This is a genomic window from Streptomyces sp. AC1-42W (assembly GCF_003248355.1).
Classification (GTDB): domain Bacteria; phylum Actinomycetota; class Actinomycetes; order Streptomycetales; family Streptomycetaceae; genus Streptomyces.
The window spans coordinates 3,188,588-3,203,778 of the sequence record NZ_QKWY01000001.1 but is presented as its reverse complement, the minus strand read 5'-3'; the positions used below and the strand labels follow the sequence as shown (position 1 = coordinate 3,203,778).

Sequence of the window (15,191 nt, the reverse complement as noted above, 5' to 3'; positions counted from 1 at the left end):
ACCGGGCGCCACTGACAACGCAGTGCGCGAGCGGGAATCCACCGGCCCGCCCGCTCCTACCAGCTGGCCTTGCGGTACAGCTCCCACATCTGCATGACGGTCTGCGGGTCGAGGGCGCGCTCGCCGCCGCCGATGTCCTCGCCGGCGGCCACGTACAGCTTGCCCTGCCACAGCGGCAGCAGCCGCACGTCCTCCGCCAGGATCTCCTGGGCCCGCTCGAACTCCTGGCCGACGGCGCCACGGTCGCTCTGCTTGCGGGTCTGCGGCAGCAGCTGCCCGGTGATCTCGTCCTGGAGGTACGGGGTGCCCGTGACGCTGTTCTTGCCGATGAACGGGGCGATGAAGTTGTCCGGGTCCGGGAAGTCCGGGAACCAGCCACGCCCGAAGACCGGGAACTCCCCCCGGTTGAAGCCGTCCTGGAAGGTCTTCCAGGGCCGGCTCTTCAGCGTGATGCGGAACAGCCCGGATGCCTCCAGCTGGCGCTTCAGCTCGTCGAACTCGGGCGCCGTGGACGATCCGTAGCGGTCGGTGGTGTACCAGAAGGTCATGGCGACCGGGGTGGTGATGTCCGCCTCGGCCAGGATGCGGCGGGCCTTCTCCTTGCTGGGGTCGCCGAAGGTGTCGAAGAAGACGGTGGTGTGCCCGGCGATGCCCTTGGGGACCATCGAGTACAGCGGTTCGGCCGTGCCCCGGTAGACCTTGGCGACGAGCGCGTCCCGGTCCACGAGCTGGGCTATCGCCCGCCGTACGGCCGGTTTCCCGGCGGCGGGGTCGTCCGGGTTGAAGACCAGGAAGCGGATGTCGGCGCCGACCGATTCGACGATCTGGAGGTCGTCCTTGCCGCTCTTGTCCTCGATGTCGACGACGTCCGCTGCGGACAGGCCGCGGTAGGTGGCGTCGATCTCGTTCTTCTTGAGGGCCTCGACCATGGCCCCGGACTCCTTGAAGTACCGGATGGTCACGGCGTCGTTCTTGCGGTCGGCGAACCCCTTGTAGTCGGGGTTCCTGACCAGTTCGGAGCGGTTGCCCTGCCGGTAGGCGTCCAGCAGATAGGGGCCGGAGCCGGTGACCTTGCCGTCGGCGCGGAGCTTGTTCTTCGAGTACGCGCTCGGCGCGACCAGGGACATGGCCGGGGTGGCCAGCACGAACGGGAAGGTGGCGTCGGGCTTCTTCAGGTTGAAGATGACGACGTCGTCGCCCTTGGTCTCCACCCGGTCGAGCGAGCCCAGCATGCCCACGGGGCCGCCCTTGACGCCGATCCGCGAGATCCGGTCGATGGAGTACTTGACGGCGTCGGCGTCGAGCTTGTCGCCGTTGGAGAACTTCAGCCCCTTGCGCAGCCGGCAGCGGTAGGCGGTGCTGGTGTGATCGGTGAACCGGCACTCCTCGGCCGCGTCCGGCTGGGGCTTCGTACTGCCGGTGGGAAAGCTGACCAGGGTCTGGAACACGTTGCGCATCAGCTCCCAGGAGCCGTCCCACGCCGCCGCCGGGTCCAGCGTCGAGGGCTCGCTCGTCGTCCCGACGACGAGCTTCTGATCCACGTCCGACGCGTCGCCGGGCAGCAGCCCGCAACCGGCCAGCAAGGACAGGGACGCAAGGGCCGCAGCGGCCTGCAGTCGGGCCCGGTAGAACACGTGCACGCTCCTCGATCAGCCTTGGGTCGGCAGACCATACCGCAGCGCCCCGCCGGGTCAATCCGCAGGCCCGGCAGGGCGCTTGAGGCATTCGTGGCCATATCGGCCCAGGGTGTGTCAGCCCACTCCGGCGTTGAGGAAGATCCCTCCGTCGACCACGAGGGTCTGGCCCGTGATCCAGTCGGACTGGCTGGACGTGAGGAAGGCGGCGGCGCCGCCGATGTCCTCCGGAACGCCCAGCCGGCCCAGCGGGTAGGAGGCGGCGGCCTCCGCCTCGCGGCCCTCGTACAGCGCCTGCGCGAACCGGGTCTTGACGACGGCGGGCGCGATCGAGTTGACCCGGACGACCGGCGCGAACTCGTGCGCCAGCTGGAGGGTCAGGTTGACCATGGCCGCCTTGCTCATCCCGTACGCGCCGATGAAGGGGGAGGCGGAGACACCGGCGATCGAGGCGATGTTGACGATCGCCCCGCCGTTCTCCTTCTGCCACGCCTTCCAGGTCTGCTGGGCGAAGCCGAGCGCCGAGACCACGTTCGTCTCGAAGACCTTGCGGGCGACGTTCAGATCGAGTTCGGCGATCGGCCCGAAGACGGGATTGGTGCCGGCGTTGTTGACCAGGAAGTCCACCCGGCCGAACGCCTCCATGGTGCGGGCGACGGCCACCGCCTGGTGGGCCTCGTCGTGCGCCTTGCCGGCCACGCCGATCACCCGGTCCGCACCGAGCGCCTCGACGGCCTCCCGGAGTGCGCCCTCGTTGCGCCCGGTGATGCACACCCGGTCGCCACGCTCGACGAACGCCTGCGCGATGCCGTAGCCGATGCCCCGGCTCGCGCCGGTGACCAGCGCGACCTTGCCGCTGTCCTGCACAGTCATGATGTACGCAGCCCTTCGGGTCAGTTGAGCGGTCCGCCGGCGACGTACATGACCTGGCCGGAGACGAAGCCGGCGGCGTCACCCGTGAAGAAGGCGATGGCGTTGGCGATGTCGTCCGGGACTCCGACGCGCTGGACCGGGATCTGGGTGGCGGCGGCGGCCTGGAACTCCTCGAAGCCCATGCCGACGCGCGCGGCGGTCTGCGCGGTCATCTCGGTGACGATGAAGCCGGGCGCGACGGCGTTGGCGGTGATGCCGAACTTGCCGAGTTCCTTGGCGAGGGTCTTCGTGAAGCCCTGGAGGCCCGCCTTGACCGCCGCGTAGTTGGCCTGGCCGCGGTTGCCGAGCGCCGAGGAGGAGGACAGCGACACGATGCGGCCCCACTTGGCGTCCACCATGTGCTTCTGGACGGCCTTGGCCATCAGGAACGCGCCCTTGAGGTGCACGTTCATCACGGTGTCCCAGTCGGACTCGCTCATCTTGAAGAGCAGGTTGTCGCGGAGCACGCCCGCGTTGTTGACGAGGATCGTGGGGGCGCCGAGCTCGGCGGCGACCCGCGCCACGGCGGCTTCCACCTGGGCGCCGTCCGACACGTCGCAGCCCACCGCGAGCGCCGTGCCCCCGGCGGCGGTGATCTTCTCGACGGTGTCCTTGCAAGCCGCCTCGTCCAGGTCGAGGACGGCGACCGCACGGCCCTCGGCCGCCAGCCGTACGGCGGTGGCGGCGCCGATGCCGCGGGCCGCTCCGGTCACGATGGCTACGCGCTGCTCGCTGGTCGACATGCTTGGCTCTCCTCGCCCTTGGATAGCGGCTCAGCGGACGCCGGGCGCTTCCGGGGGAACCGGCCCGGCGGCTGAGCAACCGCTTAGTACCTTCAGCATTCGAGACGCTAGAAGCCCTGGCACCCGGTGTCAACGGCACACGGGCGCAGCGGCGCATGTCACACCCCGGCGGGCCGCCGTCACGCGGTGCCCGGTCGCCGGCCCGGCGACCGGGCACCCGGCTCAGCGGACCAGCAGATCGAGGAGCCGCTCCACCTCGGCCTCGGGGTCGGCGGTCAGCCCGCTGTGCACCGGTCCGGGCTGTACGACGGTGGAGCGGGGCGCGATGAGCCAGCGGAAGCGGCGCCCGGCGTCGTCCCCGGCGGCCTGGCCCGCGTCCGTACCGCCGAGGCAGACGCCCTCGACGGCGCGCAGCGCGGCGCGGACCCCGGTGACGTCGGCGCCGGGGTCGAGCGCCTTGAGCTTCACCTCGTCCAGTGCGGTGCGGGCGGCGACGAAGCTGCGGGCGCGGCAGTAGACGACCACGCCGGCGTTGAAGCACTCCCCGCGCTGGACGCGGGGCACGACGCGCAGCAGCGCGTACTCGAAGACATCGCGCCGGCTCATGCCGGGCCTCCCTTGCCGTCGTCCTGGCGGGGGCGCGGGGCCAGGCGTTCGGTGATCCAGCCGGGGGCCTGCGAGGGCTTGTCGGGGGTGGGCGCGTCCATGACGATCCGCTCGTGGATGGTGGCGGCCCGCGCGAGCAGCGCGTCGGCGTAGGCCCGGCGCAGCTGGTCCGTCGAGTCGAAGCCCGGCTCGTCCACCAGCCACTCGTCGGGGACGTCGGCGGTGACCTCGGCGAGCAGTTCAGACGTGATCTGCGGCGCGAGTTCGGCGGCGGCCGACGCGATGTCGGGGCGGAAGGGGGCGAGCGCGTGGTCGGAGGCGTTGTAGGGCTTGGCGGCGGATGCCTGGGCGCCGGGCCAGTTGTGGTGCCAGATCATGGTGGCGCCGTGGTCGATGAGCCAGAGGTCGCCGTGCCAGACGAGCATGTTGGGGTTGCGCCAGGAGCGGTCGACGTTGTTGATCAGCGCGTCGAACCAGACGACCCGGCCGGCCTCGCGCGGGTCCACCTCGTAGGCGAGGGCGTCGAAGCCGAGCGAGCCGGGCAGGAAGTCCATCCCGAGGTTGAGCCCGCCGCTGGCCTTGAGCAGCTCCTGCACTTCCTGGTCCGGCTCGGCAAGTCCGATGACGGGGTCGAGCTGGATCTGGACCAGCTCGGGCACACGCAGCCCGAGCCGCCGGCCGAGCTGCCCGCAGATGACTTCGGCGACGAGGGTCTTGCGCCCCTGGCCGGCGCCGGTGAACTTCATGACGTACGTACCGAGATCGTCGGCCTCGACGATCCCGGGGAGCGATCCACCCTCCCGCAGGGGCGTGACATAGCGGGTCGCTACGACCTCTTGCAACACTTTCCCAGGCCACCCATCTCTTCAACCTTGCAATCCACGGAAGACGTCTCCGGAGCGTAGAGGCCGGGAACACAGGTCAACAGCGCTGGGGAGAATCTGGGGAGTTTCGGCTAGCAAGCTGATACCCCGCGCTCCCCAAGCAGACCGTCGATGGTGCCGCGCCCCTTGCTGCCGGCCTCCGGCATGAAGTGAGCATAGTAACCGAGAGTGATCGCAGGCGAGGAGTGTCCGAGCCACCGAGCCAGGGTCACGACGGACTCTCCGGCTTCCAACATGATCGAGGCGTAGGTGTGCCGAAGCACATGGAAGCCGTCCTTCGGAGCCGCCGCCCACTGCCCGGCTTTCGCCCCCTCGGCGCGCGGCGGGATGACGCCCGCCTTGGCCAAGGCGGGCTTCCAGGTGTAGGTGTTCCATGTGTTCACCGCGACAGCGTTGCCGAAGCGCGTGGTGAGCAGCAGGGAGAACTTCTTCCTCTCCCCCTCCGGCTTGCCCCACGGCAGCTCTACTTCTACCGGCGGGAACGCTTCGATGTGACGCTTGAGTTCCTCGGCTACCGAAGGGGGCAGATCCACCGTGCGGATCTTCTTCCCCTTCGGCAAGGCGAAGTACAGCCTTCCGTGAATCGCCTGCACTTGGCGCCGAACGTGCAGCAGGCCGCGCCCGTGGTCGATGTCCTCGGGACTGAGCCCGAAGACCTCCCCCTGGCGGAGTCCGCACCCCAGGCCGACTACGACGGCGATCCTGTTCCGCTCACTGATGGCATCGCGGACGCGCAGTGCCGTGTCCATCGGCCACGCGTCGCGCCGCTCCCGTGGCGACTTGGGCCACCGCACGGATTTCGCGTGCATCGGGTTGCGCGCGAGGCGCTTGTCGTCGACGGCCGCTTCCAGGATGGAGGAAAGCTCGGACAGGATGCCGCGCTGGTAGTCGACTGACGAGACTGTCGACTCCAACTTGGTTATGAACGCGCGCAGATCCGTTGCAGCGATGCTCCTGAGCGGAAGCTGGCCCAGGTGCGGGACAATATGGAGACGCCACCTACGCTCCTGACTGTCCTGGGTTTTCGGAGCACCGCCTCGCCCTGGTGCCCAGTGCGTCGCGATGTAGTCGGCCAGCGTGATGGACCCGTCGCGCGGGTCTACGAACTCGCCTCGCTCCTCGTCCGTGGCCGCGCGGCGAAGCCACGCCTTGGCATCCTCCAGCACCTCAAAGGATCGGTCTCGCACCCCAGGTATGCCAGCGACCTTGTACCGCTTGCCTTTACCGTAGCGAGCGGTCTTCTCCCTTCTCCCGGTGACCGGATCCTTCTTCTTCTTGAGCCACCGATCCTCGATATAGCCGGCCAAACAAGTCTCCTTTCAAGAGGGTACGAACGCGTCCGACAACATTCGATGCGTCAAGCACCGGGGTTCCCACGTCGCTGCGGAGCCGCGCTGAGTGGGTTCAAAGCAGGGTTGGAGCGAGAGTCCGCTCGTTCCTGGTCATGAATCCAGGCGTCGAGGGCCGTCCGCCGATACATGACGCGACCACGAGGACCCATGCGAAAGCTCGGCGGGCCCTGCCGTCGATGCCGCCAGACATAGAGGGTGTGCGGTGATATGCCGAGGTACGCGGCGGCATCCTTTACGTTGAGAAAGCAGGCGCGGCCCGCGCTGGCGGGGTCAGGCACAGCTGAGGGAGCGAGCAGCGATCGAGTAGGCATGGAGCGCTTCCTGTGAGAGACGAAAGAGAACGGGCACGGGCAGCCCACGTCCACTACGGCTCCACCGCCAAGCACAGCCGGATGCGAACACCTGAATGGTCCTGACGATCGCCGGTTTGGCTAACCGGCGATCGTCGGCTATGTTGCGCGCGCCCCGTCGATGAGGTCGCAGTACCTCGGATGGGTTTCCGTCAATAAGCCAACCGGTACGAGCTCAGGGCCGGTGAGGCACCGTCTGCAACGAGCACCAGCGAACCGTCAGCTACTAGCCTCGATCTTTCGTGACGGTCCGTCGGTTCCTCCGGCGGGCCGTTTCGGCTGTTCGGGCGGGTGGCGGGCAGGCTGATGGCCCGGCTGTCGCGTCGGGTGGGCGCCGGGTTCCACGGCTCCGGTCGGGGTGGTGCTGCTCGCAGGGGCGGGGACGTGCTGGTCAGCCGGGGTTCGGGAGAGCTTCGAGTCGGGCGATGGCGTCGGTGATCAGGTCGGTCCAGGGCCAGTGGCCTGCGAATCTCAGGTGTCGGCGGCGGGCGGTGGTGACGAGCTGAGCGGCGGCGGAAAACAGTCGGAGCCTCAGCCGCCGGGGCTCCCACCTGCGGGTTTGCCCGGTGAGGGCGAGCATGGGCATCCAGGCCAGCAGGTCGAGGGCGATTTGGACGATCTCCAGCCAGATCTGGTTCTGTGCGGCGTCGTGGAGTGGCAGGTTGCGCAGGCCGGTGGCGCGGGCGTTTCGGATGCGGTCCTCGGCTCTCGCGCGTTGGCGGTGCCGGAGTTCGAGTGCGGCGATCGGAACGCCGGTGGTGTTGGTCGCGAACGCCGTGAGCCGCAGTCCGTCGGCATCGGTGAGGCGCAACTGGGCGCCGGGGTGCGGGCGTTCCTTGCGGACGATCAGCCGCATCCCCTGCGGCCAGCCCTTGAGGACGTCACCGTCGAGTTCGGCGACCCAGGCGCCGTCACGGATCTCACCTTCCGGTTCGACGGCCACTGTCCAGGCGGCGGGCGGGATCTTGAGGACGGCCTGGTGGATGGCGTCGGTGATGGTCATGCCGACCGAGTACGACAGCCACCTGCCCCGCTGGGCGAGCCAGGCGACGAACTCGTGGGTGCCACCGCCGGAGTCGGTACGAATGAGCGTCTGGCGTCCGCGCCGGTACTTGTTCGGCAGTTGGGCCAGGGCGAGTCGGGCCGTGGTGATGTGGTCGGCGGCGGTGTTGCTGCCCGCGTTCCCGGGCCGCAGCAGCGCGGCCACCGGCTCGCCGGTGCCGCCGCTTCCGTGGTCGACGAAGCCCACCAGCGGGTGATGTCCGAAGGTCTTCTTCCAGGTCGCGGCCGCGTCCTGCTTGTCGGGGTGGGCCAGTACCAGCACCCCGTCCAGGTCGACGATCACCTGCCCGGAGGCGTCCGGCGACGAGGATCCCGCCAACTTCCATATTCGTTCGCGTACTTCGGCCCGCGCGGACCGGATCGCGTTCAGAGCCTTCGGGCCGGACTCGGCCAGGGTGTCGACGAGGCGGGAGACGGTCGGGTCGGAGGCCACCGGGCCGAACACGGCCGGCTCGGCCCGCAGCATCCCGGCATCGGCCAGGCAGTCGCCGCCCAGCGCGACCGCGAGGGCCACGTCCAGCAGGATCTTGCCCGGGTCGTGCACCGCCCGAGCCTTCCGCCACGGCGCCAGCGCCGCGGATATCGCGGTGTCCAGCCCGGCCTTGCGGACCGTCTCGACCAGCAGCACGCCCCCGGCCTGGGAGACCACCGCCCGGCCGCCGCCCTCGATGCGGATACGCGGGTACGACCCGATACGCTTCTTCACCTGAGAAGTGCTTCTTTCCACGGCACGATCTGGACCTTCGACAAGTCCCATCGTTGCAGGTCAGGAGCACTTCTCACGTTTTCGATCACGCTTCGGACAGCCCACCTCATGAAAGCCCGAGGCTCAACGTCGCTCGCTTAGTTCATGATCGCGTAGAGTCTCGGTCTTGTGCCGAGAGATCACATAGTTGGTGAGACGTACCCGGAGCGGGTCCGGATGGGGGTGCTGTCGCGTACGTTCACGCCCGAGCTGGTCGACTTCGTGGTCGATGAGGCGGGGGCGCGCGAGGAGCGGACCCGGTCGTTGCCGGCCCGGCTGATGGTGTATTTCGTCCTGACGATGTGGCTGTTCAGCGGTGACGGATACGGCCTGGTGCTGCGGGAGTTGGTGGAGCACTGGCCGCGCCGGGCGCGGGAGGTGTGGCGTCCGGCGCGCACGGGGTCTCTGACAACGGCGCGGGCCCGGCTGGGTGCGGGGCCGCTGCGACTGCTCTTCGACCGGGTCGCCGGTTGCACCGGCACTGCGGCCACGCCGGGGGCTTTCTGGCGCGGGCTGCGGCTGACCTCCATGGACGGCACACTGCTGGACGTTCCTGACAGCGAGGCGAACGCTGCCGCCTACACCCGTGCCTCCAACGGAAATCGGCCTGGACCGTACCCGCAGGTGAGGCTCCTCGCGCTGGTGGAGTGCGGCACGAAGGCGTTGATCGGTGCGGTCTTCGACTCCTTCGCCGTCGGCGAGCGCACCTTGGCCGCCCGCCTCCTGGTGCACCTGCGGGAAGGCATCCTGTTGATGGCCGACCGGGGCTTTCCAGCCTATGAGCTGTGGCGGGCAGCCGCGGTCACCGGGGCCGAACTCCTGTGGCGGGTCTCGGATTCCTTCACCCTGCGGCCGCATGAGGTTCTGGCCGACGGCACCTTCCTCACCCGCCTGAACGGGCCGCGCGGCGCCCGGATCACCGTGCGCGCCGTGGAGTACACCGTGGTCACCACCACGATCGGCGCGGACGGCGACAGTGAGGAGACCTCGGAGCTGTTCTGCCTGATCACCACGCTCCTGGACCCCGAGGCGGCACCCGCCGCAGAGCTGGCAGAGCTGTACACCGCCCGCTGGACCAGCGAGACGATCTTCAAGCACATCAAGATCGAACAGCGGGGAGGACGCACCGCGACCCTCCGGTCCAACAGTCCCGCCATGGTCGAGCAGGAACTGTGGGCCATGCTCTGCGTCTACCAGGCCGTACACGACCTGGCCGTGGACGCCGCCCACCACGCGAACCTCCCCGTCTCGCACATCAGCTTCAAGAACACCCTCGCCGCCGCCCGACGTTCCGTCGGCGCGGACTTTCCCCCCTCGGCAACTGGCCGCCAGGATCCGTGACATCCAGGCCGACCTGACCCGCGAGGCCGTCCGTCCCCGCCCCGGACGTGCCGCACCCCGCGCCACCAAACGCAGCACCACCGGATACCGCACCCTCAAACCGGACGAGCCCGCCACCACCAAGGTCACCCACACGATCAGCCTCTCGCTCTTCCCCGAAGAACGACGACCACGCAAGCCGCGGGCGAAGCCGAGACCCCTGCAACTCGCCCCGCAGGAAACGACGTCACCGACACTCAAAGACATGGCGACGGCCATCTAATAGAGCGACGTTGGCCCGAGGCTAGTGTCTTGTGATCCGGTTCGTGTCAGTTCGAGTTGTTATTGACGAGTTTCCTCACTCTGGTCGCGACGAGCCGGACCTTTGCGAGGATCTCGCCGGTGGTCGCGGTCCAGGTGAAGGGTTTCGGGTTCTGGTTCCAGGAGTTGATGTAGTCGCGGATCTGCTTGACCAGGACGTGGACACTGGAGAAGGTGCCGCGACGGATGGACTGCCGGGTGATGATCCCGAACCAGATCTCGATCTGGTTCAGCCAGGAAGAGCCGACGGGGGTGAAATGGAAGTGCACGTGAGGGTTCTTCTCCAGCCACGCCATCACGTCCGGGGTGGTGTGCGTGGACAGGTTGTCCAGCACGATATGGATCTCCTTGCCGGCGTGCGGTTTCACCACCTTCTTCAGGAAGGCCAGGAAGTTCGCCCCGTTCCGGTTCGGCTTGCATTCGCCGAGTACTTCGCCGGTGGCGATATTCAGCGCGGCGAACAGGTTCGTGGTGCCGTGCCGCACGTAGTCGTGGGTGCGCTTCTCGGTGGCGGCGAAGGCCACGGGCAGCACCGGCTGGGTCCTGTCCAACGCCTGCACCTGCGTCTTCTCGTCGACCGACAGGACGACAGCGCCCCCGGGCGGGTCCAGGTACAGACCGACGATATCGGCGACCTTCTCCGCGAACGCCGGGTCTTTCGACAGTTTGAAAGTGCCCGACCGGTGCGGCTTCAGGTTCTCCTCCCGCCAGACACGGGCGATGTAGTGGAAGGACACCTTGATGCCCTCGCGCCGCTTCAGGTGATCGGCCAGTGTGCGCGTGGACCAGTGCGACAGCCCCGATTCCGGTGGCGGAGTCATCCGCGTCAGCGCGATCACCCGGCTGCGGGTCTGCGGCGGCACCTGCTCCTTTCCGCCACCGCGCTTCCTTTCCACCAGGCCCGCCACACCGTTCTCCACGTACCGGGTCCTGGTGCGGTCCACCGTTCGGGCGGACACCCCCGCCAGTTCGGCGATGTCCTTACGGCGGCGGCCCTCGCCCGCCCACAACACGATGCGGGCTCGCAGAGCCACATCCGCAGTCACATGCCGGTCCGCCGCCAACGTCCGCAATTCCGCGGCCTGTTCCGAAGAGAGGTTCACACAGTGTCCAACGAACCAAAGAGCTTCAGGTGACATGAACCAGATCACAAGACACTAGGCGATCCAGATTTCGCGCTACGCGGCGCTCGGGAACATTCACGGCCCGGGCCACGTACCTCCTCGCGGCCCGGGTGCGCTGCAATATGCACGAGAACTGCGCGGTCGCGATACCAGACGCACGGACCTCCTACGCAGAAACCACTCCAGGCCGCCAATCCCACAAGTCTGGGATTGCAATCTCTCCCTCCATTCCTGTCGATCACCTCCTCGTCCGCCTTGGCATTTTCGGGATGTTGTACGTTGACATGCTCCCGGCCTAAGGGCTGTCCCGTAAATGCTCTTCGAGTCGTTCCGGGCATGGCGGGGTGCCGTACGGCTTGCTGGCCTATCCGGCGACGGCGAGGTTGTGCATCCGGGCGATGCCGAGCATGGCGTGGTGGACGCCGTCGCCTTTGAGGCGGCAGTCGCGGAGGATCTTCCAGGTCTTCATCCGGGCGAAGACGTGCTCGACGCGGGCCCGGACCTGCTTGTGGGACTTGTTGTGCGCCTGCTTCCAGTCGGGCAGGTCTTCGCCCTTCCGCCGACGATGGGGCATGACGAGTCCGGTGCCTGGGTAGCCGCCGTCGGCGATCGTCAGCGTGTTACCAACAGCGGCTTTGGCCCCGGATTCCTCCCACGCCTTGCAGTCGTTGCGGTTCCCGGCGAGCGGCCGGCCGACCACGACGACCAGGCGCGTGTCAGCGTCGATGACGACCTGGTGGTTGGTGGAGTACCGGTAATTCTTCGACTGCTCGGCGATGGCGTGGTCGCGGGTGGGAACCAGGGTGCCGTCCACGATGAGCACGGTGTCCTTCGCGAAACGCTTGCGGGGCTGGAGCGCGAGCATCGGCCCGAGATGGTCGATGATCCGGTCCGCCGCCGACTTCGACACCCCGAACAGCGGGGCGAGCTGGCGCATGGTCAAGTTCGTGCGCCAGTACGCCGCGACCAGCAGGGCCCGGTCCTCCAGCGGCAGCGACCACGGCCGGCCCTTGCGGACCGCGTCCGCACCCTCGCGCCGCAACACGGTCACCAGCTTCCCGAAGGCGCGCGGGCTCAGCCCGGTGAACGGGGCTATCCAGGACGGCTCCGACGCCGTGATCACACCAGCCACACCAAGATCATCCCACCCGTGACCAGCAGTTACGGGACAACCCTTAGGTTCCAGTCTCTTGCCGTCAATCCTCGTCTGCCATAAGCGAATGCCCGCTACCACCCCGCCGGGAAGTCGGCCACTTTGGGCGCGATAGGAAGTCCCTCCAAATGAGCATGCGGGGGGCGCCGGTCGCGATCCGCAGTCGCTGTCCGCTATTGCTGTGATGCGGACCGGATGAGGCACTGGTCCAGGGCCAGCCGGGAGGAAGCGCCGAATGTTCGGGAAAATCCCCGCATCCTCGTCTGCGGATGCGTCATGATCACGGGCATGCACCCTCGTGACGAAGAGATATGGCGGGCGATCGACCAGGGCCGCCGGGCGATCGACTGGGAGGCGTGGTTCGGTTGCCCGGAGGGTGCCGGCTACCTCTCCCCCGCAGGTCATCAGGTGACCGCACGCGCCGTGGCCGGACTCACCGCGTTCTTCAACAGCCGCTGGCTGCCCAAGGCCGTGGTCCCCTCCCCCGCCCCGGGTCGGGCCAGCGACACCTTCGTCGGTCTGGGCCGACACGCCCCGGTGCTCCAGTTCATGGACGGAGCCGCCCCGGGAGCATGGGTGGAAGCAGTGCGGTGGTGGGCCGCATACGCCTATCTGGAGGAAGCCGCGGTGCCGGGCATTGCCTCGGTCAAGCGGGATGCACGCTGCGACGTCACCCTGTCCCGGTTCCTGCATTCCCAGACACAGGCCCGGCTCGCGCTCATGGGGGCGGCCCACGGACTCAGGGTCGAGCTGGAGCCGGCAAAAGCCAGTGGCGGCCCCGGCGATGTTCGTATCGGCCCCGTCTTCATCGAGGTCGTCACCTTCGCCGAAGATCAGAAGTTCCAGGACTACGAGAGGTTCCGCGAGAACGTCCGGGCTCATCTCTTCGCCCTGGACAGGGGCCGTAACATCTACTGGGAAGGTGACCTCCCCGAACTCCTCAGCGGCGGCGACTTCGAGACCTGGAAGAAGCGGACCGAGGAGGCCGCCCAACAGTGCGCGGCCTTGGAGGCCGCGGTCGATGTCCTCAGCAGCGCCGGGAGGCGGCTGACCGTCCACCCTGGCACGGCTCCCCAGGGCACCACCCTGACCGGGGACACCGTGGAGAGCGACCAGGGCAGGCGGCTCCTAAGCAAGGTGCACGGCAAGTGCGCCAAAACGGCGGGGGCAGGCACCGCCTGGATCTGGGTGGAGGACCACAGCGGTCTCTTCCACTTCCCGACTCCCTTCGCCGAGATGTCGCTCGCCGCCAAGACCGATGCGCTCGCGGACCTGTTGGGGCCGCTCCTGGCGGAGTACGTTCACGTCGCCGGGATCGTCGTCTCGAACGCGGCCCGCCGACGCCTGCCGCTTCCGCCGAACGAGGACGCGCTCCGCCCCGCCGCACAGGGCTTCCGGCGAGGACTGCCCCTCGACCGGGTCCGGGAAACGATCATGATCCCCCGACGAATCCTTCTGCCTGAACAGACCAGTCTGATCGCCCGAATGTGCGACGCCGAAGCTAATGCGCTCGACTGGGCTCTGGGGAAGCTCGGTGTTCCCCACGGTGTCGCATCGCTGCTGGCCGACTCTTCGACGCCGCAGCGGGTCTCTCCTCTGTGGACACCGTGAGCTTGCCGAGGCGGTAAGGCGGCTTGGAGGCGCCGTGCTTGAGTCCGGTGAGGGTGGGACGGTAAGGCTAGGTCGTAAACTCCTCGTGCGGGATGGCCCGTTCCCAGACGGCCTCGAACGCGGCGATCACCATCTTGACCGTGGCCGAGTCCTCGTTGAACTCGTGTCCCGCCCACTCGCCAACACCGGTGAACCAGTGGAACAGCATGAGACGGCCGTCGATCAGCCAGAGGTCGTTGCCGGGGCAGCAGGGCTCTAGGCCGAACGCTAGAGGATGTTCCAGGGGAGCTGCGTGTCCCTCCTCCTGAGCCCGTCGAATCGCCGCCGGATCTCGCTCAAAGACTCAGGAGCATGTCGAACTTTTCGTGCGTTAGTGGTGATCATGCGCAGCTCCCGAATATCACGCAAAACCGAGTAGCCGGCGTATTTCGTTACGTCCCACCCGTAGGTGCTCGCGAAGGCTTGGTAGTGAGCTTGGCCGTAGCCGAACCGCCGACAGTGGACTTCGACCGTGACGAGGTCCCATTCCGGCTGACCATGGGCGACCGTGTCCCAGTCGCACAGCACCGCAGATCCGTCGGTGGTGTGCAACGCGTTTCGGTGCTGTGGGTCGCCCTGTATCAGTCCGGGGGGAAGCGCGAAGTCGACTCCCCACAATGCCCCCTCGAGTCGGTCTGCCTCCTCCTCCATGTATCGGATGGCTGCGGCAGGGAGACATGTGATCGCGGTCAGTGAGCGGCGGATCGCACGGATGTTGTCGTGCTCAGCAAGGGCGATCGGGGGCGGAGGCAGCGAGTGGAGCGCCTTGAGGGGACCGGCCAGCTGCCCGGCCGCCACCGGGTGCTCGGGTTGTGGCAGGTAGGTCCAGAAGGTGACAGAGTGCCCATCGACGATCAGCGGCTGATCGCAGGGGTGCAGCGGGGCGGTAGGAAAGCCTGCTTCGATGAGCCAGCGTACGAAAGTAACTGTGCGCGCAACGCTCTCGACGTCCGTTCCCTTCCGAGCGATCTTGGCCACCACCTGCTCCTTCTCCAGGAGGAGAACCGCGTTGGTGTGACCGCGCAGCAGACGCGCATCACGGCTGTCGAGGCCGGCCTTCGCGCAGGCCCGCTCTAGTACCTGGTACATCTCGAACTCGTCGAACCCACCCGGGGCCGGCGTGATTGTCATGTCGCACAGGCTTACCGACACGGGCCCGTCCTGTCACATCCGGCCTGGCGGAAGCTCGATGATCTCAAGAAGCTCGCGCGCCGCCCGGCCTGTCCGTATAACCGACGGAAGGACCTGTACAACCTCGCGGGCTCTTTCCTCCACGATCGGTGTGCCTGCGTTCCGCAGCTAATCGGGGATCCTGGACACGGATGACGGCGTTGT

The 15,191-nt window shown here is 67.8% G+C and carries 14 protein-coding genes; 2 read left to right on the top strand and 12 right to left on the bottom strand.

Annotation, left to right across the window (positions count from 1 at the left end; all coding sequences use genetic code 11):
- Positions 1–56 precede the first annotated feature (56 nt).
- From DNK56_RS14740 to DNK56_RS14705, 8 genes are all read right to left on the bottom strand, one after another.
- On the bottom strand, positions 57–1,634 hold the full coding sequence (locus tag DNK56_RS14740) for an ABC transporter substrate-binding protein (RefSeq protein ID WP_111334175.1): 1,578 nt from the start codon (positions 1,632–1,634) through the stop codon (positions 57–59).
- Positions 1,635–1,751: 117 nt separating this feature from the next.
- Complete coding sequence (locus DNK56_RS14735; protein ID WP_111334173.1) at positions 1,752–2,507, bottom strand: SDR family oxidoreductase; 756 nt, start codon at positions 2,505–2,507, stop codon at positions 1,752–1,754.
- 20 nt (positions 2,508–2,527) lie between these two features.
- On the bottom strand, positions 2,528–3,289 hold the full coding sequence (fabG, locus tag DNK56_RS14730; RefSeq protein ID WP_111334171.1) for a 3-oxoacyl-ACP reductase FabG: 762 nt from the start codon (positions 3,287–3,289) through the stop codon (positions 2,528–2,530).
- Between the two features lie 222 nt (positions 3,290–3,511).
- On the bottom strand, positions 3,512–3,895 hold the full coding sequence (locus DNK56_RS14725; protein WP_111334169.1) for a DUF3037 domain-containing protein: 384 nt from the start codon (positions 3,893–3,895) through the stop codon (positions 3,512–3,514).
- Complete coding sequence (locus DNK56_RS14720; RefSeq protein ID WP_111334167.1) at positions 3,892–4,740, bottom strand: HipA family kinase; 849 nt, start codon at positions 4,738–4,740, stop codon at positions 3,892–3,894. The genes DNK56_RS14725 and DNK56_RS14720 overlap by 4 nt, the downstream gene beginning before the upstream one ends.
- Before the next feature lie 110 nt (positions 4,741–4,850).
- The gene (locus DNK56_RS14715) at positions 4,851–6,086 is read right to left on the bottom strand and encodes a tyrosine-type recombinase/integrase (protein WP_446750424.1); all 1,236 of its coding nucleotides are present in this window, start codon (positions 6,084–6,086) and stop codon (positions 4,851–4,853) included.
- Positions 6,087–6,136: 50 nt separating this feature from the next.
- Positions 6,137–6,442, bottom strand: a complete 306-nt coding sequence (locus tag DNK56_RS14710) for a helix-turn-helix transcriptional regulator (protein ID WP_078657388.1) — start codon at positions 6,440–6,442, stop codon at positions 6,137–6,139.
- A 430-nt stretch (positions 6,443–6,872) separates the two neighbouring features.
- Complete coding sequence (locus DNK56_RS14705; protein WP_111334165.1) at positions 6,873–8,249, bottom strand: IS1380 family transposase; 1,377 nt, start codon at positions 8,247–8,249, stop codon at positions 6,873–6,875.
- Positions 8,250–8,465: 216 nt separating this feature from the next.
- Between DNK56_RS14705 and DNK56_RS14700 the strand changes: the two genes are divergently transcribed.
- The gene (locus DNK56_RS14700) at positions 8,466–9,629 is read left to right on the top strand and encodes an IS4 family transposase (RefSeq protein ID WP_111329449.1); all 1,164 of its coding nucleotides are present in this window, start codon (positions 8,466–8,468) and stop codon (positions 9,627–9,629) included.
- Positions 9,630–9,937: 308 nt separating this feature from the next.
- Here the strand turns inward: DNK56_RS14700 and DNK56_RS14695 are convergent, their stop codons facing one another.
- Positions 9,938–10,963 carry an IS630 family transposase gene (locus DNK56_RS14695; RefSeq protein WP_241989709.1) on the bottom strand — a complete coding sequence of 342 codons (1,026 nt, stop codon included), beginning with the start codon at positions 10,961–10,963 and terminating at the stop codon, positions 9,938–9,940.
- Between the two features lie 454 nt (positions 10,964–11,417).
- On the bottom strand, positions 11,418–12,185 hold the full coding sequence (locus DNK56_RS14690) for a transposase (RefSeq protein WP_111330468.1): 768 nt from the start codon (positions 12,183–12,185) through the stop codon (positions 11,418–11,420).
- Positions 12,186–12,494: 309 nt separating this feature from the next.
- Between DNK56_RS14690 and DNK56_RS35355 the strand changes: the two genes are divergently transcribed.
- On the top strand, positions 12,495–13,817 hold the full coding sequence (locus DNK56_RS35355; RefSeq protein ID WP_199563756.1) for a hypothetical protein: 1,323 nt from the start codon (positions 12,495–12,497) through the stop codon (positions 13,815–13,817).
- 67 nt (positions 13,818–13,884) lie between these two features.
- On the opposite strand, the gene DNK56_RS34970 is transcribed toward DNK56_RS35355, so the two are convergent.
- Together DNK56_RS34970 and DNK56_RS14680 are read right to left on the bottom strand one after the other, a co-directional pair.
- Entirely contained in the window at positions 13,885–14,100 is a 216-nt protein-coding gene (locus DNK56_RS34970; protein ID WP_446750464.1) for a DUF6879 family protein, read from the bottom strand.
- Positions 14,085–14,987 carry a phosphotransferase gene (locus DNK56_RS14680; protein WP_111335808.1) on the bottom strand — a complete coding sequence of 301 codons (903 nt, stop codon included), beginning with the start codon at positions 14,985–14,987 and terminating at the stop codon, positions 14,085–14,087. Before DNK56_RS14680 ends, DNK56_RS34970 begins: the two co-directional genes overlap by 16 nt.
- Positions 14,988–15,191: the final 204 nt, after the last annotated feature.

What these genes read in the sequence shown, in the direction of transcription:
- DNK56_RS35355 (WP_199563756.1), top strand. Translation starts at nt 12,495, where the DNA reads ATGCACCCTCGTGACGAAGAGATATGGCGGGCGATCGACCAGGGCCGC.
- DNK56_RS14735 (WP_111334173.1), bottom strand. Translation starts at nt 2,507, where the DNA reads ATGACTGTGCAGGACAGCGGCAAGGTCGCGCTGGTCACCGGCGCGAGC.
- DNK56_RS14700 (WP_111329449.1), top strand. Translation starts at nt 8,466, where the DNA reads ATGGGGGTGCTGTCGCGTACGTTCACGCCCGAGCTGGTCGACTTCGTG.
- DNK56_RS14680 (WP_111335808.1), bottom strand. Translation starts at nt 14,987, where the DNA reads ATGACAATCACGCCGGCCCCGGGTGGGTTCGACGAGTTCGAGATGTAC.
- DNK56_RS14725 (WP_111334169.1), bottom strand. Translation starts at nt 3,895, where the DNA reads ATGAGCCGGCGCGATGTCTTCGAGTACGCGCTGCTGCGCGTCGTGCCC.
- fabG (WP_111334171.1), bottom strand. Translation starts at nt 3,289, where the DNA reads ATGTCGACCAGCGAGCAGCGCGTAGCCATCGTGACCGGAGCGGCCCGC.
- DNK56_RS14710 (WP_078657388.1), bottom strand. Translation starts at nt 6,442, where the DNA reads ATGCCTACTCGATCGCTGCTCGCTCCCTCAGCTGTGCCTGACCCCGCC.